16 protein-coding genes are annotated in these 18342 nt (G+C 69.9%); 5 read left to right on the top strand and 11 right to left on the bottom strand.

Going from position 1 to position 18342, the window contains the following annotated elements; translation table 11 throughout:
* Nucleotides 1–138: 138 nt before the first annotated feature.
* Both ACFVXA_RS40185 and ACFVXA_RS40190 read right to left on the bottom strand, forming a co-directional pair.
* On the bottom strand, nt 139–2748 hold the full coding sequence (locus ACFVXA_RS40185) for an ABC transporter permease/substrate binding protein (RefSeq protein WP_390028688.1): 2610 nt from the start codon (nt 2746–2748) through the stop codon (nt 139–141).
* A complete protein-coding gene (locus ACFVXA_RS40190; protein WP_362020739.1) occupies nt 2741–3829 on the bottom strand; it encodes a betaine/proline/choline family ABC transporter ATP-binding protein in 1089 nt (362 codons plus the stop codon). Before ACFVXA_RS40190 ends, ACFVXA_RS40185 begins: the two co-directional genes overlap by 8 nt.
* Before the next feature lie 440 nt (nt 3830–4269).
* On the opposite strand from ACFVXA_RS40190, the gene ACFVXA_RS40195 reads away from it, so the two are divergent.
* A complete protein-coding gene (locus tag ACFVXA_RS40195; protein ID WP_383743162.1) occupies nt 4270–5199 on the top strand; it encodes a 5'-3' exonuclease H3TH domain-containing protein in 930 nt (309 codons plus the stop codon).
* 122 nt (nt 5200–5321) lie between these two features.
* Nucleotides 5322–6158 carry a siderophore-interacting protein gene (locus ACFVXA_RS40200; protein ID WP_390028689.1) on the top strand — a complete coding sequence of 279 codons (837 nt, stop codon included), beginning with the start codon at nt 5322–5324 and terminating at the stop codon, nt 6156–6158.
* A gap of 268 nt (nt 6159–6426) precedes the next feature.
* Here ACFVXA_RS40200 and ACFVXA_RS40205 read toward each other — a convergent pair whose 3' ends face one another.
* From ACFVXA_RS40205 to ACFVXA_RS40215, 3 genes are all read right to left on the bottom strand, one after another.
* Complete coding sequence (locus ACFVXA_RS40205) at nt 6427–7203, bottom strand: ABC transporter permease (RefSeq protein WP_383907899.1); 777 nt, start codon at nt 7201–7203, stop codon at nt 6427–6429.
* Nucleotides 7200–8216 (bottom strand): ATP-binding cassette domain-containing protein, encoded by a 1017-nt coding sequence (locus ACFVXA_RS40210; RefSeq protein ID WP_362020729.1) that lies wholly within the window; start codon nt 8214–8216, stop codon nt 7200–7202. Before ACFVXA_RS40210 ends, ACFVXA_RS40205 begins: the two co-directional genes overlap by 4 nt.
* A 185-nt stretch (nt 8217–8401) precedes the next feature.
* Nucleotides 8402–9049 (bottom strand): PadR family transcriptional regulator, encoded by a 648-nt coding sequence (locus tag ACFVXA_RS40215; protein ID WP_362020727.1) that lies wholly within the window; start codon nt 9047–9049, stop codon nt 8402–8404.
* A gap of 224 nt (nt 9050–9273) precedes the next feature.
* Between ACFVXA_RS40215 and ACFVXA_RS40220 the strand changes: the two genes are divergently transcribed.
* Nucleotides 9274–10809, top strand: coding sequence for an amino acid permease (locus ACFVXA_RS40220; protein ID WP_389472839.1), 1536 nt, complete (start codon nt 9274–9276; stop codon nt 10807–10809).
* Nucleotides 10810–11015: 206 nt separating this feature from the next.
* Entirely contained in the window at nt 11016–11957 is a 942-nt protein-coding gene (locus ACFVXA_RS40225; protein ID WP_390028690.1) for an RluA family pseudouridine synthase, read from the top strand.
* Here ACFVXA_RS40225 and ACFVXA_RS40230 read toward each other — a convergent pair.
* The 6 genes from ACFVXA_RS40230 to ACFVXA_RS40255 form a co-directional block, all read right to left on the bottom strand.
* On the bottom strand, nt 11951–13420 hold the full coding sequence (locus tag ACFVXA_RS40230; protein ID WP_362020717.1) for a cytochrome P450: 1470 nt from the start codon (nt 13418–13420) through the stop codon (nt 11951–11953). The genes ACFVXA_RS40225 and ACFVXA_RS40230 overlap by 7 nt on opposite strands.
* Nucleotides 13421–13564: 144 nt before the next feature.
* The gene (locus tag ACFVXA_RS40235) at nt 13565–14191 is read right to left on the bottom strand and encodes an ATP/GTP-binding protein (protein WP_362020715.1); all 627 of its coding nucleotides are present in this window, start codon (nt 14189–14191) and stop codon (nt 13565–13567) included.
* A complete protein-coding gene (locus ACFVXA_RS40240; RefSeq protein ID WP_384396621.1) occupies nt 14172–14594 on the bottom strand; it encodes a DUF742 domain-containing protein in 423 nt (140 codons plus the stop codon). Before ACFVXA_RS40240 ends, ACFVXA_RS40235 begins: the two co-directional genes overlap by 20 nt.
* Complete coding sequence (locus ACFVXA_RS40245) at nt 14591–14998, bottom strand: roadblock/LC7 domain-containing protein (protein WP_362020709.1); 408 nt, start codon at nt 14996–14998, stop codon at nt 14591–14593. Before ACFVXA_RS40245 ends, ACFVXA_RS40240 begins: the two co-directional genes overlap by 4 nt.
* A complete protein-coding gene (locus ACFVXA_RS40250) occupies nt 14995–16656 on the bottom strand; it encodes a sensor histidine kinase (protein ID WP_389514781.1) in 1662 nt (553 codons plus the stop codon). Before ACFVXA_RS40250 ends, ACFVXA_RS40245 begins: the two co-directional genes overlap by 4 nt.
* Before the next feature lie 396 nt (nt 16657–17052).
* Complete coding sequence (locus ACFVXA_RS40255; protein ID WP_362020703.1) at nt 17053–17679, bottom strand: helix-turn-helix domain-containing protein; 627 nt, start codon at nt 17677–17679, stop codon at nt 17053–17055.
* Nucleotides 17680–17981: 302 nt separating this feature from the next.
* Here ACFVXA_RS40255 and ACFVXA_RS40260 point away from each other — a divergent pair.
* Nucleotides 17982–18342, top strand: a 361-nt coding sequence (locus ACFVXA_RS40260; RefSeq protein ID WP_389934908.1) for a DUF1989 domain-containing protein, incomplete at its 3' end; no start/stop codon positions are given.

Here is an 18342-nt window from a genome sequence, read left to right on the forward strand (position 1 = left end):
GGCACGGAACCGTGCGGCGAAGCCCACCCCTCACAGGGCCGGAGGACCCGCGGGCCTCACAGGGCCGGAGGACCCGCGAGCCTCACAGGGCCGGAGGACCCGCGGGCCTCACAGGGCCGGAGGACCCGCGGGCGCGTACTACTGCGGAGTCATGCGCTCCACCATGTCCGGGTGCTCCTTCAGCCACGCGGCGACGGCATCCTCCTCATGGCCCTGGCCGCGCTGCTTGATCTCGCTCTCCAGGCTGCCGAGTTCGGCCTCGCTCATTTTGAAGTTCTTGATCCACTTCGTGAGCTGCGGGTACTGGCCCGGGAACTTCGCGCTGGAGATGGTGCGGATCGTGTTGCCCTCGCCGAACAGCTTCTTGTCGTCCGCGAGCTTGGTGAGCTTGTACTCGCTGTAGGCCCAGTGCGGGGACCACAGGACGACGGCGACCGGCTGCTTCTTGGCGTACGCGCGCTTCAGCTCGGCCAGCATCGCGGGCGTGGAGCCGTCGACGACCTTGTACTCCTTGTCCAGGCCGTACCCCGGAAGCACCTTCGTCTTCAGGAGGTTCATCTCACCGGTGCCCGGCTCGATGCCGATGATCTTCCCGCCGAACGTGCCGGACTTGCCCTTGAGGTCCGCGAGGGACTTGACGTCCTTCACGTACGACGGCACGGCGATCTCCAGCGAAGTCGGCTGGTACCAAGTGCCAAGATCTCGCAGGTCGTTCTTGTGCTGGTCCCAGTAGTTGGACTGGGCGTAGGGCAGCCAGGCGTCGAAGTTGAGGTCGAGGTCGCCGGAGGCCAGGCCCGTGTAGACGGGGCCGACGTCCATCTGCTTGAGGTTCAGCTGGTAGCCGCGCCGGGCCAGGGCGTTCTTCCACAGGTAGGTGACGGCGACGTCCTCGTCCCAGGGGAACCAGGCGACGTCCAGCGGGCGCTTCGCCTCGGCAGCGGCCGAGGAGCTCTTGACCGGGGCCAGCTTGTCGACGACACCGGGGTTCTTCTTGAGCCAGGCGCGCGCCGCGTCCTGCTGCTTGCCCTTGCCGACCTTGTTGATCTCGGCTTCCAGGCCGGTGAGCTGCTGCTCGGTCATCTTGAAGTTCTTGAGCCACTTCCCGACGACCGGGTTGTCCTGCGCGAAGCCCTTGCGGGACAGCGTGTGCACCCCGTCGCCCTTGCCCCAGGCGCCCTTCGGGTCCTTGAGCTTCTTCAAGTCGTAGTCGCTGTACGCCCAGTGCGGCGACCACAGGGTGACGACGATCGGCTCCTTCTTGGCGTACGCGCGCTTCAGCTCGGCCAGCATGGCGGGCGTGGAGCTGTCGACGACCTTGTACTCCTTGTCGAGGCCGTACGCCGGCAGGACCTTGCTCTTGAGCATGCTCATCATTCCGGCGCTGGACTCGATGCCGGTGATCTTGCCGCCGAAGGTGGCGGCCTTGCCCTTGAGGTCGTCGAGGGAGTTGACGTCCTTCATGTACGAGGGGACGGTCAGCTCCAGGGACGTCGGGCCGTACCAGGAGCCCAGGTCGTCGAGCTGCTTGCCGTACTTCTTCCAGTACTGCTCGTGCGTGGTCGGCAGCCAGGAGTCCGTCTCGAAGTCGATGTCGCCCTGGGCGAGGGAGGTGTAGAGCGGGCCCGCGTCGAACTGCTTGGCGTCGACCTGGAAGCCACGCTGTTCCAGGATCTCCTTCCAGAGGAAGGTGGAGGCGACGCCCTCGTCCCACGGGATGTAGCCGATGGTGACCTTCTTGCCCTGGCCGACGTTCTCGCCGTCGGCCGCGGTGGAGGTCGAACTCGTACCGCCGAAGATGCCCATGCCGCCCGCGACCAGCGCGAGGACGACGACGCCCACCATGGCCACGACGGGGCGGGGGCGGTAGGACCAGATCTTCAGGCCCTGCGCGGCGCGCAGCTTGGCGGCGGCGCGGCGGCCCAGCGGCGAGACCTGGGTGCCCAGGGCGCTGGTCATGCGGTCGAGGTAGATGGCCAGGATGACGATGGCGACGCCCGCCTCGGAGCCGAGGCCGACGTTCAGCTGGCCGATGGCCTCGTTCACGTCGCCGCCGAGGCCTCCGGTGCCGACCATGCCCGCGATGGCGGCCATGGACAGGCCCAGCATGATGACCTGGTTGACGCCCGCCATGACGGTGGGCAGCGCGAGCGGAAGCTGGATGCGCAGCAGGGTGTTGCGGGGCGTGGTGCCGAACGCGTCGGCGGCCTCGACCAGTTCCTTGTCGACCTGGCGGATACCCAGCTCGGTCATGCGGACGCCGGGTGCCAGCGCGAAGATCAGGGTGGCGACGATGCCTGCGGGGGCGCCGGTGCCGAAGAACAGGATCGCCGGGATGAGGTAGATCATCGCGGGGAGCGTCTGCATGAAGTCGAGCACCGGTCGGACGATGCCGCTGACCCGGTCGGAGCGCGCCGCCCAGATGCCCACGGGCACGGAGACGACCAGCGCGATGATCGTCGCCACGAGGACGAGCGACAGGGTCACCATCGCGTCCTCCCACAGTTCGAGGGAGTCGATGAACGCGAATCCCACGAAGGCGAGGACACCGGCGGAGGTGCCGCGCAGCCAGAACGCGATCACGGCGAAGATGCCGGCGAGGAGGAGCGGCTGGGGCGCCTGGAGGACGGCGTTGATGCCGTCGTAGGTGCCCTGGAAGACGGTCTTGAGGAAGTCGAAGAGCCACGCCATGTGGTTCAGCAGCCAGTCGACCGCGCTGTTGACCCAGTCGCCGAAGGGAATCCTAGGCACCGGCCTTCACCGCCTCGTCGCGCTGGTCGCGCGGGGTGGCACAGCGTTCGGGCGTGCCCTGCTCGTCGCCGAGGAAGCCGACGAGCCGCTGACGCGGGACGACTCCGACGAGTTCGCGGGCCTTGTCCAGCACCGCGACCGGGTGCGACAGCCGGGCGCTGATGGCGCAGAGGTCCACGAAGGAGGTGTCGGGCGTCGCGGTCTCGCAGGCGCAGTCCGCCTCGTCGCCGCGTACGTCCGTCTCCATGACGGCGCCGGCGGTCAGCACGCGGGAGCGGTCGACGTCCTGGGTGAAGGAGGCGACGTAGTCGTCGGCCGGGCGGACCAGGATGTCCTCGGCGCTGCCGATCTGGACGATGCGGCCGTCGCGCATGACGGCGATCCGGTCGCCCAGGCGCATGGCCTCGTTGAGGTCGTGGGTGATGAAGACGATGGTCTTCTTGAGCTTCTTCTGGAGCTCGATGAGCTGGTCCTGCATGTCCCGGCGGATCAGCGGGTCGAGCGCGCTGAACGACTCGTCCATGAGCAGCAGGTCGGCGTCGGTGGCGAGCGCGCGGGCCAGGCCCACACGCTGCTGCATTCCGCCGGAGAGCTCGTCGGGCCAGGACTTCTCCCAGCCCGCCAGTCCGGCCAGTTCGAGGGCCTTGGTCGCGCGTTCCTTGCGTTCGGCACTCGGAACGCCCTGGACCTCCAGGCCGTACGCGGCGTTCTCCAGGACGCTGCGGTGCGGGAAGAGCGCGAAGTGCTGGAAGACCATGCTGATCTTCTTCGAGCGGACCTCACGCAGGTCCCGGGCGCTGAGCGCGGTCAGGTCCTGGCCGTCGAAGCGCACCTGTCCGGAGGTCGGTTCCAGCAGTCCGTTGAGCATCCGCAGCAGCGTGGACTTGCCGGATCCGGACAGGCCCATGACGACGAAGATCTGGCCCGGCTCCACCGTGAAGGACACGTCGATCACCGCGGCGGTGGTGCCGTCGGCACGCAGTTCCTCACGGTCGGCTCCTTGCCGGAGCCGCTCGGCCGCCTCTTCCGGTCGTCTTCCGAACACCTTGTACAGATGCTCCGCTTCAAGCCTGGATGACACGTGTGCCTCTCGATGGACGCTGGGACCGGTGCGAACGGTTGAACACGCAACCGGGCTCGCCCCGATGCCGCGCCTGCCCCCACTTACGCGAAGCAAACACAGGAGTGGCGGAGGTCACTGTCAGTGGCTGCGGGGCGGGCAGCGGCAGGCCAGACGGTCCCCGTCGGGGGCCCGCGTGGCGGGCAGCGGCAGGCCAGACGGTCCCCGTCGGGGGCCCGCGTGGCGGGCAGCGGCAGGCAAGACGGTCGCCGTCGGGGGCCCGCGTGGCGGGCAGCGGCAGGCAAGACATCGGGGGGCCTGCGGGGCGGGCGCGGCAGGCGAGACTGTCGCCGTCGGGGCTCCCTGCGCCGCAGGCGGCGGCAGGCGAGACGGTCGCAGTCGGAGGCGCACGTCGTCGTCGGTGACGTACTCCACGGTCACTGTCAGTGGCGTACGGCATGATGCGAAACGTGACCCGACGCCTGATGCTCCTCGACACCGCCTCGCTGTATTTCCGCGCCTATTTCGGCGTCCCGGAATCCGTGAAGGCCCCGGACGGCACCCCTGTGAACGCCGTGCGCGGCCTGCTGGAATTCATCGACCGCCTGGTCAAGGACCACCGCCCCGACGACCTGGTGGCCTGCATGGACGCGGACTGGCGCCCGCAGTGGCGGGTCGACCTGATCCCGTCCTACAAGGCGCACCGGGTGGCCGAGGAGCACGAGCTGGGTCCGGACGAGGAGGAGGTGCCGGACACCCTGTCGCCGCAGGTGCCCGTCATCGAGGACGTCCTGGACGCGCTCGGCATCGCGCGCGTGGGCGTCGAGGGGTACGAGGCGGATGATGTGATCGGCACGTTCACCGGGCGCGCCCCCGGCCCTGTCGACATCGTCACCGGCGACCGCGACCTCTACCAACTCGTCGACGACAAGCGGGGGGTGCGCGTCCTGTACCCCCTCAAGGGCGTCGGCACGCTCCAGCTCACCGACGAGGCCTGGCTGCGCGAGAAGTACGGCGTCGACGGACCGGGGTACGCGGATCTGGCGCTGCTCCGCGGCGACCCGAGCGACGGTCTGCCCGGCGTGCCCGGCATCGGCGAGAAGACGGCCGCCAAGCTGCTCGCCGAGTTCGGCGACCTGGCCGGCATCATGGCCGCGGTCGACGACCCGAAGGCCAAGCTGACTCCCTCGCAGCGCAAGCGCCTTGACGAGTCGCGGCCGTACGTCGCCGTGGCGCCCAAGGTCGTCAAGGTCGCCGGTGACGTCCCCCTGCCGGACGTCGACCCCGCGCTGCCGCACACGCCGCGCGACCCGGCGGCACTGGAAGCGCTCGCCGTACGCTGGGGGCTGGGCGGTTCGCTGCAGCGGCTGCTCTCGACTCTGCGGGCATAGCCGAACTCCCCGCGGGCACAACTGAACTCTTCAGGCATAGCTCGTACCGCTTCACGCATAGGTATCACAGAGGGAAGGGTGCTAACTTAGGTAAGCCTAAGCATGTGAACGAGGAGGCCGTCATGGCAGAGCGCCCGGCACGCAAGCCCCGGAAGCCCCACTCCGCGCAGGTGGTGCGGACCGAGCGGCTGACCCCGCACATGCAGCGGGTCGTGCTGGGCGGCGAGGGCCTGGCCGAGTTCACCGCGGGCACCCGCACCGACCACTATGTGAAGCTGCTGTTCGGCCCTGAAGGGGTCAGCTACCCCGAGCCCTTCGACATGGAGCGCATCCGCGAGGAGTTCCCGCGCGATCAGTGGCCCGTGACGCGGACGTACACCGTGCGCGCCTGGGACCCCGAAGTGCGCGAGCTGACCCTGGACTTCGTGATTCACGGCGACGAGGGTCTGGCCGGGCCGTGGGCCACCCGGGTGCAGCCGGGCGAGCTCGTACGGTTCATGGGCCCCGGCGGTGCCTACGCCCCGGACGCGAGCGCCGACTGGCATCTGCTGGCCGGTGACGAGAGCGCGCTGCCCGCGATCGCGGCCGCCCTGGAGGCGCTGCCCGACGGCGCGGTGGCCCGCGCCTTCATCGAGGTGTCCGGCCCCGACGAGGAGCAGAAGATCCACTCCGATGTGGAGGTCGTCTGGCTGCATCGCGGGGACCGGTCCCAGGGCGAGGCGCTGGTGGAGGCCGTGCGCGCCCTCGACTTCCCCGAGGGCCGGGTGCACGCGTTCGTGCACGGCGAGGCCGGCTTCGTGAAGGAGCTGCGCCAACTGCTCCGGGTCGAGCGGCAGATCCCGCGCGAGGACCTGTCGATCTCCGGCTACTGGCGCCTCGGGCACAACGAGGACGGCTGGCAGGCGACGAAGCGGGAGTGGAACGCGCGGGTGGAGGCGGAGCAGGAGGCGTCCGCCTAGGTCCGCGCAGGTCCGCGTAGCTCTGCGTGGGTCCGCGCAGGTCCGCGTGGGTCCGAGTGGGTCCGCGCAGGTCCGCGAGGGTCCGCGCAGGCGCGAGCGACGGAAGGCGGCCACCTCGGAGGTGGCCGCCTTCTTCAGTGCCGGACGGGACAAGGGCCGACGCTGGACAGTCAACTCTGTACCGGACAGCAGCCCTCGTACCGGGCAGGCCGCGCCCCCGTACTGGACAGCAGCCCTCGTACCGGGCAGGCCGTGCCTTCGGCCTGTACTACACCGACCGCTGGTACGACCGGAACGTGCGGATCGACAGCCACACCGCCGCCACCGCGAGCGCGAGCAGCCCGCCGCCCCGGCTGAGCACCTCACCCCAGTCGGGGTCGTCCGACATCGCCGAACGGCCCGCGACCATCGCCCAGTCGAGCGGGTTGAAGTCGGCGATGTGCCGTATCCAGGAGGGCATCTGGGACGGTGCCATGAAGGCCGAGGACAGGAAGGTCAGCGGGAGCAGCAGGAACGTGTTGATCCCGATGATCGATTCCCGCTCCCGGACCAGCATGCCCAGCGCGTTGGACAATGCACCGAAGACCGTGCCGAGCAGCACCGAGGCGACGACCAGGATCGCGACGCCGACGGTCCCGCCCGGGTAGTCGGCGCCGCCGAGCAGTCCGAGCAGCACGATGATGACCGACTGCAGGGCGGTGACCAGGCCGTTGTTGACGACGTTGCCGTTCATCAGGGCCGCCCGGCTGACCGGGGTGGTCAGGAACCGGTTGAGGGTGCCGCGCTGGATCTCGTCGAGCGTGGTCATGCCCGCCCACATGTTGGAGCTGAGCGCGCTCATCACGACGACGCCGGGCACGAGGTAGTCAAGATACGAGGTGGTGCCGAAGCCGCCGAGCTCGACGACCTTCTTGAAGAGGCTGCCGAACAGGAACAGCCACACCACCGGCTGGATCAGGGTGATCAGCAGGAACGCGGGCTGCCGTACGAACACCATGAGTTGACGCTGGGTCATGTACCAGGTCTGGGAGACTGCGGTACTCATCGGACACCTCCGGCGAGCGCGAGGCTCTCCTCGGACGCGGCCTCCGCCTCGGAGTAACGGCGGCCCGCGTAACGGAGATAGACGTCGTCGAGCGAGGGGCGGGCCACGGTCGCGGCGGCGACCCCGACCCCGGCGCGTTCGAGCGCTCCGAGCAGAGCGGGTACCGCGGCGGCCCCGTCGTCGGCACGGACGCTGATACGGCGGCCGTCGAACAGTGCCTCGCGCACACCGGGCAGCTGGGTGAGTGCGCCGTTCAGCAGCGTACGACCGGCTTCGCCGACCGCGTCGCGCAGCTCCAAGTGGACCGCGTCACCGCGCAGTTCGCCCTTCAGGGCGTCCGGGGTGCCCTCGACCACGATCCGGCCGCGGTCGACGATGGCGATGCGCTCGGCGAGCCGGTCGGCCTCTTCGAGGTAGTGGGTGGTGAGCAGGATGGTCAGGCCCTCGTCGCCGGCGAGGCGGGCGATCTCGTCCCACATCGCGGTGCGCGCCTCGGGGTCGAGACCGGTGGTGGGCTCGTCCAGGAAGAGCACCTCGGGGCGGTGGACCAGGCCGAGCGCCACATCCAGGCGCCGCCGCATTCCTCCGGAGTAGCCCTTGACCTGGCGCCCCGCGGCGTCGGCGAGCTGGAAACGTTCGAGCAACTCGTCGACGCGACGTCCCAGCCCGGCTCCCCGCAATCCGTAGAGCCTGCCCTGGAGTTGAAGGTTCTCCCGGCCGGTCGCGACCGGGTCGGCGCCCGAGCTCTGGGCGACCACGCCGATCGCGCGGCGCACCCGGTCCGGGTGGCGCAGGACGTCGTGCCCCGCGACGGTGGCGGTGCCCGAGTCGGGGCGGGCCAGGGTGGTGAGGATCTTGACGGTGGTGGACTTGCCGGCGCCGTTCGGACCGAGCAGTCCGAAGACGGTGCCGGGCTCGACGGTGACGTCCATGCCGTTGAGGGCGGTGACGTCACCTGGGTAGGTCTTGATCAGCTGACGCGCCTCGACCGCGGGCGCAAGGGTACTGCTCATGACGCATGCTCTCCTGTGTGAGCGGTGATCTCGGGCAGGGCCGAACCGATCCGCGGGAAGAGCGCCGGGCTATCCTGGGTGTGCCGCACCTCGATCGCCTGGAACTGCCTCACAGCGGATTCAATTCGGGGTTCGAGACCCTGGCGGGGCTGCTGGAACAGCTCCGCCGGGGTCTTTTTCTTCGGCTACTGTCTGTCGACGTCGCCTTCCAGATTCAGGTACTCCTCGGGGACCTCCCCCGTCTCGTTGAAGGTCCGCCACTCCTTGACGCCCGGAAACGTGCCCGCCGTGACCTCCGCCAGGAAGTCGCGGACCCACGCGGCCTCCGCCTCGATCATGTGCAGCTTGAACTCGGACTCGATCAGAAAGAGCCGGGGCAGCGTCTCGTAGAGCTTCTCCAGGCCCCCACGCGCACTCGCGGCCTGCACCTCCAGCATGCCGAGCCGTTCCCCCAGCAGGCGGGCCACCTCGTCGGGGTGGAGCACGCCCATCAGCGAGAGCGCGGCCTCGAAGATCGGGTACTCCTGCACCGGGACGGCGAGCAGGTCGGACAGCCACTCCGTGGCCTCTTCGCGCCCGGCGTCCGTGATGCCGTACAGCGTGCGCTCGGGGCGGTTGCCCTGCCGCTGTACCTCGGCGACCTCGACGAAGCCGTACTTCTCCAGGTTCTGCACGACGGTGTAGAGCGAGCCGTAGTTGATCTTCAGGCTCGTGTCCTTGCCGCGGCGACGCAGGGTCTGGGCGATCTCGTACGGATGCATCGGCTTCTCGGTGAGCAGCACCATGACCGCGAGCGCCAGCGGGTTGCCGAGCTTCCGGCGTTTGACTGCCACGATGACCCCCTCACCTCGTCCCCGAATATCCGTACCCGAACATATCGCGTCACCGAATCAAGAGTCAATACACACGATGTATCGCGACTTGATAGGGAGCGCAAGGGCGTGAGGACTTAGGCCCGCCACCGACACGGCCGCGTCACGCGAGCGAAACAGGGTCTCCCTAATTTCTGTCACCCGACAGGAATCCCGCTCCTTCCGCGCCGAAGGCAGGTGCCGCCGTGACCACCACCGCCCCCTCCGACGTACGCCCCGACCCGCCGCAGTCCCCCGGCGACGGCTCCCTGGCCGAGTTCGGCTACCGCCAGGAGCTGCACCGCAGCCTCGGCCGGTACGCCTCGTTCGCCGCCGGCTTCTCCTTCATCTCCGTCCTGACGACCGTCTTCCAGTTCTTCGCCTTCGGGTACGCGTTCGGCGGTCCGGTCTTCTTCTGGACCTGGCCGGCCGTGCTGGTGGGCCAGTTGACGGTCGCCGCCTGCTTCGCGGAGCTGGCCGCCCGCTATCCGATCTCTGGCGCCATCTACCAGTGGTCGTCGCGCCTGTCGAACCTCTCCTTCGGCTGGTTCGCCGGCTGGATCATGGTGATCGGGCAGATCGTGGTGGTCGCGGCCGCGGCGCTCGCGCTCCAGATGGTGCTGCCGGCGATCTGGTCGGGCTTCCAGCTGGTGGGCAGCGATCCGACGCCCACCAGTCCCGACGGCGCGGCGAACGCGGCCGTCCTCGGCGTGATCCTGCTGGTGCTGACCACGCTGGTCAACGTCGTCGACAACCGCGTGATGTCCGTGATCAACCGGATCGGCGTGACCGCGGAGATCATCGGCGCGGTCCTGATCATCGTGCTCCTGCTCACCCACTCCGAGCGCTCCCCCGGCATCACCTTCCACACCGGCGCGGGCAGCACCGGCCTGTTCGGGGCGTTGATGGTCGGTTCCTTCATGGCGGCGTACGTGATGATCGGCTTCGACAGCGCGGGCGAGATGAGCGAGGAGACCCACAACCCGCGCCGCACCGCGCCCCGTACGATCCTCACCGCGCTCGGCGCGGCGGGCCTGCTCGGCGGTCTGATCGTGCTCGGCGGACTGCTGGCCGCGCCCAGCCTGACGGACGGGCATCTGGGCGTCGATGGTCTGAGCTACGTCCTGACCAGCAGTCTCGGCGACGGGGTCGGCCGGACGCTGCTCGCCGATGTCGTGGTGGCCATCGCGGTGGCGACACTGGCCATCCAGACGGCCGCCTGCCGCATGCTCTTCTCGATGGCCCGCGACCAGCAGCTCCCCTTCTCCCGCCGCCTCGCCAAGGTCAACCCGCGCACCGGCATGCCGAGCGCCCCCGCCCTGGTCGTGGGTGTCCTCGCCGCCGCCCTGCTGCTGCTCAACTTCGCCTCCCCGGACGCCTTTCTGGCCATCGGCACCACCTGCATCGTGATGCTGTACCTGGCGTACGCGATGGTCACCGGGCCCCTGCTGGTCCGCCGCCTGCGCGGGGAGTTCACCGCCGACGGCGCCGACGAGACGGGCGCCCCGCTCTTCTCCCTCGGCCGCTGGGGCGTCCCCGTCAACGCGATCGCCCTCCTCTACGGCCTCTTCATGACCGTCAACCTCGCCTGGCCCCGCGCCGCGGTGTACGACCCGGCGGGCGGGCATTGGTACTTCCAGTGGTTCACCCTGTTGTTCCTGGGCGTGACACTGGTCGCGGGCTTCGCGTACCGGGCGTACAAGACGCGCGCCACCGTGGCGGAGGCCCCGGCCTACGCCTGACGGACATCGGGCCTCGTACGCCCGACGTACAGCGGCCACTCGCGCCCGACGGTGCGCGACGGATACCGGGCCTCGTACGCCCGACGGACACCGGCCACTAACGGCTTACGGTGCCCGGCAGGCTCCGGGCCTCGTGCGACCGACGGTGGCCGCCGGGGGTCGGGGCCGGTACGTGCGGCAGGTCCCCGCCTCGTACGCTTGACCAGGTGAGACGCAAGCCCCGGATTCCGCCCTCCCCGCTGCCCCAGCGCGACGGGGTCGATCCCGTGCGGATCAAGCTGCCGCAGGGCGGGGGCTGGGCCACCGTGCGGGAGCATCTGGTGGAGCGGCTCGCGGCGGGGGCCGGGGTGATCGACGGGATGATCGGCGAGGGGCTGATCGTCGGGGAGGACGGGCACCCCCTGACCGCCGACGCGGCCTACGCGCCGGGGATGTTCGTCTGGTTCCACCGGGAGTTGCCGCACGAGGAGCGGGTGCCGTTCGCGCTCGACGTCGTGTACCGCGACGCGCACATCGTCGTCGCCGACAAGCCGCACTTCCTCGCCACCACCCCGCGCGGCAGCCATGTCGCCGAGACCGCCCTGGCCCGGCTGCGGCGGCAGCTGGATCTGCCGACGCTCGGCGCCGCACACCGCCTCGACCGGCTCACCGCCGGGCTGGTGCTGTTCACCGTGCGGCCCGAAGAGCGCGGCGCGTACCAGTCGCTGTTCCGCGACAAGCTGGTCCGCAAGGAGTACGAGGCCGTGGCCCCGTACGACGAGAGGCTGGCCCTGCCGCGCACCGTGCGCAGCCGGATCGTGAAGGAGCGCGGGGTGATGGCCGCCCGGGAGGTGCCGGGCGAGCCGAACGCGGTCAGCCGGGTCGAGCTGCTGGAGCGTCGTGGCCCACGGGGGCGCTACCGGCTGATGCCCAGCACCGGACAGACGCATCAACTCCGGGTGCACATGAACGCGCTGGGCGTACCCCTCCTCGGCGATCCGCTCTACCCGGTGGTCACCGGCCCCGTGCCGGCCGGTGACTTTCGGCGCCCGCTGCAACTGCTGGCGCGGGCGCTGGAGTTCACCGATCCGGTCACGGGACACGCGCACCGGTTCGTCAGCGGACGGGCGCTCCAGGCCTGGTCCGCGTACGACGACTGGGCTCAGTAGCCACGCCACCAGCGCAGGAAGCGCTGCCAGGCGCCCAGCCGGACGGCGGGCTCCTCAGCCGGCGCAGGCGGTGCGGCCACCGGCTGTGAGGCGGGCGCGGTCGGCGCCGGGCTGTCGGTCGTGACCTGCCAGGAGGGCCGTTGCCGCGGCAGCGGGTTGCCGGTCGGACTCTGCATCACGTCCTGCGGCGGCTTCGGCAGGAACCGTACGGGCAGCTCCACCAGATGTCGTGACGACATCGACGAACGCCAGCGCAACTCGTGCTCCGGGCAGTCGAGTTCGACATCCGGCAGCCGCAGCAGCAGCGCGTCGACACCGACGTCGGCGATGGCACGGCCGATGTCCTGGCCCGGGCACTCGTGCGGACCGCCGCCGAACGCGAGGTGGGAGCGGTTGCCCTGCATGTTCGCGGCGAGGTCGGGCCGGACCCGGGGGTCGACATTGCCCGGCGCGATCCCGAAGAGCAGTCCGTCGCCCTTGCGGATGAGCCGGCCGCCCAACTCCGTCTCCTGCTTGGCGAAGTAGCCCAGGACCGCGCTGAACGGCGGCTCGTCCCACAGCGACTGCTCGACCGCCTCGGGCACCGTCATCTGGCCGCCGTTCAGCTGGGCACGGAAGCGGGGATCGGTGAGCACCATCCGCAGCACATTGGCGAGCAGGTTGGCCGTGGCCTCGTACGCGGCGAGCAGGACGAGGCGCAGATGCTGGGCGACCTCGTCGTCGTCGAGGCCGGCCGGGTGGTTGATGAGGTGACTGGTGAAGTCGTCCTCGGGCCGGGCGCGCCGGCGGGTGGTGAGCTGCATCAGCACACCCATGACGTACTCGTTGCTGGCGATCGCGGTCTCGGTGCCCTTGAGCAGGTCACGGGTGGCGTGCACCATGCGGTCGTTGTAGTCCTCGGGCATACCGAGGATCTCGCAGAGCACGGCCATCGGCAGATGCTCGGCGAACTGGCCGACCAGGTCGGCCGTGCCGCGCTCGGAGAACTCGTTGACGAGGCGCTGCGTCGAGCGGTTGATGTGGCGCCGCAGGCTGCGGAAGTCGATGGTCGACATGGCGCCGGTGACCGCGCCGCGCAGCCGCAGGTGCTCGTCGCCCTCGGCGTGCGAGCAGATGGGCTGCCAGGCGATGTGCGGCGCGAGCGGGTGATCGGCGCCCGCCGAACCGTCCTGGACGGCGGTCCACAGACGGCTGTCGCGCGCGAAGTGCGCGGGGTTGCTCACCATGTGCAGGTTCTCGCCGTGGCCGAGCACCACCCAGATCGGCACGTCGTTGTGGAGCAGCACGGGGGCGACGGCACCGTGCTCGGCGCGGAGTTTCTCGTACAGCGCTCCCAGGTCCTCGGCCTCGGGGCCGTACAGGCGGCGCAGCCCGCCGGGGCCGAGGCCGTGGGCGGGGCAGCCGGGCGGCGGCCCGAGCGTGGGATCGTCCGTACCGGTCGTGGAGTGGGATTCAGGCGTCACGGTGATCGCTCCGAAAAGGAAGTGGATCCGGTGTCTGGGGAGTTCGAGGAAAGGGGGACAAGGTCGTGTCGGGGGAATTCGGGGGAAGGGCGTGTCTGCGGAGTTCGAGGGAAAGGCGAGCGAGCCTGCGGATGGTTCGGAAGGTCAGGCGCGCGCGGAGGGCGAGGACATGGCCAGCGAGTGCAGGAAGCGCATCAGCGTCATCAGGACGTCCCGGCTGGAGGCCCGGCGGCGCGCGTCGCACTGCACGATCGGGATCTCCTCGGAGAGGTCGAGCGCCGTGCGCAGGTCCTCGATCGGGTAACTGGGCGCGTCCGGGAACGTGTTTATGGCGACGACGAACGGCACACCGCGCTCCTCCAGGCGGCCGATCACGTCGAAGCTGACCTCCAGCCGGCGGGTGTCGATCAGCACGACCGCGCCGAGCGCGCCCTCGAAGAGGCCGTTCCACAGGAACCAGAAGCGCTCCTGCCCCGGTGTGCCGAACAGGTAGAGCACCAGCTGTTCCGTGATGGAGATGCGGCCGAAGTCCATGGCGACGGTGGTGGCCGTCTTGGTCTCGGAGCCGTAGTTGTCGTCGACTCCGATGCCGGCCTGCGTCATGGTCTCCTCGGTGGTCAGCGGCCTGATCTCGCTGACGGAGCCCACCATGGTCGTCTTGCCGACCCCGAAGCCGCCCACGATCACGATCTTCACCGCCGCTTGTGCCGTGTGCGGCAGGTGGTCCTCGGCGCGAGGACCCGTGATGGTGTCAGAGCTTTTGAAGTCCATGCATCACCGCTTCGAGGAGGGAACGGTCGGGCAGCGCCTGACGGACGATCGGGGCGCGCGCCAGTACCAGTTCGGCCGCCAGCAGCTCGGTGAGCAGGACGGTCACCACGCTGAACGGCAGATTGAGATAGGCCGAGAGCTCGGCCGCGGACAGAGGGGCCTTGCAGAGCCGCAGCAGCGCCGACTGCTCCGGCTGGGTGGCGGGCGGCGGCGCGTCGGCGCGCGCCACGATTAACGTGACCAGGTCGATGTCGGCCCGGTCGCCGCCCTCGCCACCGCCTGTCAGGACATACAGGCGGCCGGGGTCCTTGGGGTCTTCCTGGCCCTCCGGGGCGGGTGCCGCTGTGGGGGGCTCCGGAGGTTCTTCCTTGGGGTAGCGCCGCCGGCGTTGCGGAGGAGTCATACGGTCTGCCCGTTGCGCCGTGGCGGACTGGTCAGATGGGCGCCGATCCGGACCACGAGGTCGCGCATGCGGTTGCTCATCAGACCGGGTTCCGCGGTCTGGTTGGCGAGCACCGCGAGATAGGCGTTGGGTCCCGCCGACATCAGATAGAAGTAGCCGCCGTTGATCTCGATGATGACCATGCGCATCCGGCCGTCGCTGTTGGGGATCTCGCTCGCGACGGCTCCGGCCAGGCTCTGCAGACCCGCGCAGGCCGCGGCGACCCGGTCGGCCGCGTCCGGGTCGCCGCCGTAGCGGGCGATGCGCAGTCCGTCGGCGGAGAGCACGACGATCTGCTGAATGCCCGGTACGCCGTCGGCGAGCTCCTTGAGCATCCAGTCGAAGTTGGCTCGCTGCTGGATCACTTGAGGTCCCCCTCGTCGTCGGCCTCGACAGGGGCCGCCTGGATGTTCGTGCTGAATGCGGACGGGTCGGTCAGCGCGGATGCGTCGGTGAGCTCGGACACGTCGGTGAACGCGGTCGGGTCGGTGAACGCGGTCGGGTCCGGGTCACCCTTGAGCCCGTTCATGAACGCCTCGACCCACAGCCCCGGTTCGGGCTCCGGCTCCTGCGCTACGGGCTCGGGCGCCCACGAGGCGGCCGCCGCGGCCTTGGCCTCGGCAGCCTCCGCCTCGGCCCGGGCGGCCTCCGCGTACCGCTGGCTGAGCGGGACCTTGACCCTGCTGCGGCGCTGCGGGAGCCCGTTGGCCGTCCACTCGGTGACCACCGGGGCGTCGTCGTGGGACCCGTCCGCCGAGGAGGGGATACGCGGTCCGGTGGTCGGGCGGCGCTTCTTGGGCTTGCGCGCCGGGCCCTCGACTCCGCCGGTGTCCATACCCGCCACGGACGACGCGCCGACCCCGTGCGCGAGACCGGGGGCCGGGCCGGTGGTGAGCATGTCGCGGGGCGCGACGAGGACGGCGCGGACGCCGCCGTACGCGGACTGCCTCAGCGAGACCTGCATGTTGTACATCTGCGCGAGTCGGCCGACGACGGCCATGCCGAGCCGGGGGGCCTCGCCCATGACGGTCGGGTCGACACCCGCGGCGGCCAGTCGGAGCAGTTCCTCGATCTTTCCGCGGGCCTCGTCGCTGAGGCTGACGCCGCCGTCCTCGATCTCGATGGCGACGCCGGTCTGCACCTCGATGGCGGTGACGTGCACCTTGGTGTGCGGCGGCGAGTAGCGCGTGGCGTTGTCGAGGAGCTCGGCCAGCGCGTGGATGAGGGGCTCGACGGATACGCCCTTGACGGCGACGTCGACGATGTTGTGCAGCTCGATACGGCGGTACTCGAGGATCCGGGACATCGCGCCGCGCATGACACTGAACAGCGGTACGGGCCTGGGCCATTGGCGTCCGGGACGACCGCCGCCCAGCACCGCGATGGAGTCGGCGAGGCGGCCGATCAGCGCGGTGCCGTGGTCGATGCGCAGGAGGTCGTCGAAGACCTCGGGGTTGCGTCCGTGGTCCTCCTCCATCTCGCGCAGTTCGTTGTTCTGCTGGTGGACGATCGCCTGGACGCGCCGGGCGATGTTGACGAAGGAGCGCTGCGTCGCGTCACGCATCGACTCCTCGGTGTCGATGGTCTTGAGCAGCGTCTTCAGCAGGTCGCGCTGTGGCTCGGGGAGGTCGCGGTGGTCCGGGTTGTCGCGGCCCAGCGTGCGAATCACCTCTGCGGGCGAATTGCCGCGGCGCATCCGGTCGAGCGCGGTGGGCAGGACGTCCCTGTGGAGGTACTCGATCTCCTGGTCGTGGGCGGCGATGCGCTGTTCCAGGACGGCGGTGCGCCGCGCGAAGTCGGCGCGCAGGTCGCGGGCGACGCGGCCGCGGCGTACGGCTTCGGCTCCGATCGCGACGACCAGGAGCGTCGCGATGCCGCCGCACCAGCCGACGGCGGCCCGGGCAGGGTCCGCCACGACGGCGACGGCGGCTCCGGTCGCCGCGGCCATCAGTATGGCCGGCAGCAACAGCACGCGCGCGTAGGGAAGTTCACGGCCACCGGGAGGCGATTGAACACTCACCATGTATGCCCTCTAAGACAAATCGACTGGGGGGTCGGGGAAGTTTGTGGGGGAAACGGCACGGTCAAACTGAATCTTCGGAACTTTTGGGAACAAGCGCACGAATACACCTCAACTCGGTGCGCTGCGGGCGAGCTTAGTCCGACCGGATCATCGCTGTGTCATATTCAGCAAGCACCTGAAATCGCCCTGGGGACTGGAGTACTGTCTGCCCCATTTACACGCTGTGACTTCGCTCGCACACGGTGGGTGACGGCGTACGCGCATGCGAAAGCGGCTCCCCGGAGGGGTGAAAGCCCCCTGGGGGCTCGTCTCGAAATCCCGACTCAGCAACTCCGGCCACCGGCACCGATGCCGGTACCGGCTCAAACTCAGCCGCTCCGGCTCAACAGCTCCGGTTCAGATTCCGGCGATCCGCAGCGCCGCGTCCGCCGTGGCCTCGGCGAACGCCGACACCGGCCGCTCCGGATCGGAGCGGCGCACGAGGATGACACCCTCGATCAGCCCGAACAGCAGATCCGTGCGCAGATCCAGCTCGCTCTTCGCGAGCGCACCCCCCGCCGCCGTCGTGGCGAGCAACTGCCGATAGGTGTCCTTGAGTTCGGCCCGTACGGCATGGAAGCCGGCGAAGCGTTCGGTGCGCACCTCGGGCAGCAGATACAGCCCGCCCAGATTGTGCGGGCCACCGCAGAGCAGCTCGACGTCCGTGCGGCACAGCTCCCACAGCCGCCCCTCGGCCGGAGCCGTGTCGTCCGCGAGGAGCTCGCGGGCGAAGGCCAGCGACGGCGTGACCGTGGACTCCAGAAGCTCGGCGAGCAGCTCCTCCTTGCCGGAGACGTAGTGGTACATCGAGGCCTGGCGCATACCGGCCCGCTCGGCGACGGCCCGGGTGGTCGTGGCGGCGTACCCGCGCGTGGTGAACAACTCGGCGGCCGCGGCGAGCAGTTCGTCGCGCGGGGAGAGGCCGCTGTCCGGCCGCTGGGCGGCCGCCCGCGGTCTGCCGACCTTTCGTCCACCGGTTCCCATGCGTTCGATCCTAGCCGCGGGTCGTCCATGACTGGTCGCACAGTCCCTCGCGCCTCTACCGGACACATTCCAGCGCACCTCTACCGAACGCATTCCAGCGCGCCTCCGCCGGACACATTCCACCGCGCCTCCGCCGGACGCATTCCAGCGGGCCTCCCCCGGGCGCATTCCAGCCCGAGGCGCCCACCGTGAGGCATCCGTAACCGGTCCGCAACGCACGGGCAACGGCCCCGACCTCCCGGACTCCTAATTTCTGTCGCGCGACAGAAATGACCCAGCCGAGTTGAGCCGGAGGCCCCGCGATGGCGACAGCGACCACGTACGGAGCACGCGATCACGCCCGCGCCCAGGAGGGTTCCCGTGTCGAGGCCATGCCGGTCGTCCCGGCCGGCACCTGGCCGACGCCCCCCTGCGAGGCCGGCCACCTGCTGTGGGCGGAGACGGTGGCGGGCGGCAACTACACGCACAAGGTGCTGGCCCGCGGCACGGAGCTCAGGCTGACCGACCTGAGGGGCGACGCCTGCGCGCACGTCCTCCTCCACGTCGCTGACCGCCCGTGGGAGCGCCTGAACGTGGCGGACACGGTCAAGGTCCAGTGGAACGCCTACCTCGGCGAGGGCCAGTTGCTCCTGTCCGACCAGGGCCGGGTGCTGGCCTCGGTGG

Origin of the sequence: Streptomyces sp. NPDC058246 (genome assembly GCF_042881985.1) — a bacterium.
In the GTDB taxonomy this organism is placed as follows: domain Bacteria; phylum Actinomycetota; class Actinomycetes; order Streptomycetales; family Streptomycetaceae; genus Streptomyces.

Bases quoted from the DNA above. Each gene is read 5' to 3' on its own strand.
- ACFVXA_RS40195 (WP_383743162.1), top strand. From the start codon at position 4,270: ATGCGAAACGTGACCCGACGCCTGATGCTCCTCGACACCGCCTCGCTG.
- ACFVXA_RS40200 (WP_390028689.1), top strand. From the start codon at position 5,322: ATGGCAGAGCGCCCGGCACGCAAGCCCCGGAAGCCCCACTCCGCGCAG.
- ACFVXA_RS40205 (WP_383907899.1), bottom strand. From the start codon at position 7,203: ATGAGTACCGCAGTCTCCCAGACCTGGTACATGACCCAGCGTCAACTC.
- ACFVXA_RS40210 (WP_362020729.1), bottom strand. From the start codon at position 8,216: ATGAGCAGTACCCTTGCGCCCGCGGTCGAGGCGCGTCAGCTGATCAAG.
- ACFVXA_RS40235 (WP_362020715.1), bottom strand. From the start codon at position 14,191: ATGGACTTCAAAAGCTCTGACACCATCACGGGTCCTCGCGCCGAGGAC.
- ACFVXA_RS40240 (WP_384396621.1), bottom strand. From the start codon at position 14,594: ATGACTCCTCCGCAACGCCGGCGGCGCTACCCCAAGGAAGAACCTCCG.
- ACFVXA_RS40250 (WP_389514781.1), bottom strand. From the start codon at position 16,656: ATGGTGAGTGTTCAATCGCCTCCCGGTGGCCGTGAACTTCCCTACGCG.
- ACFVXA_RS40255 (WP_362020703.1), bottom strand. From the start codon at position 17,679: ATGGGAACCGGTGGACGAAAGGTCGGCAGACCGCGGGCGGCCGCCCAG.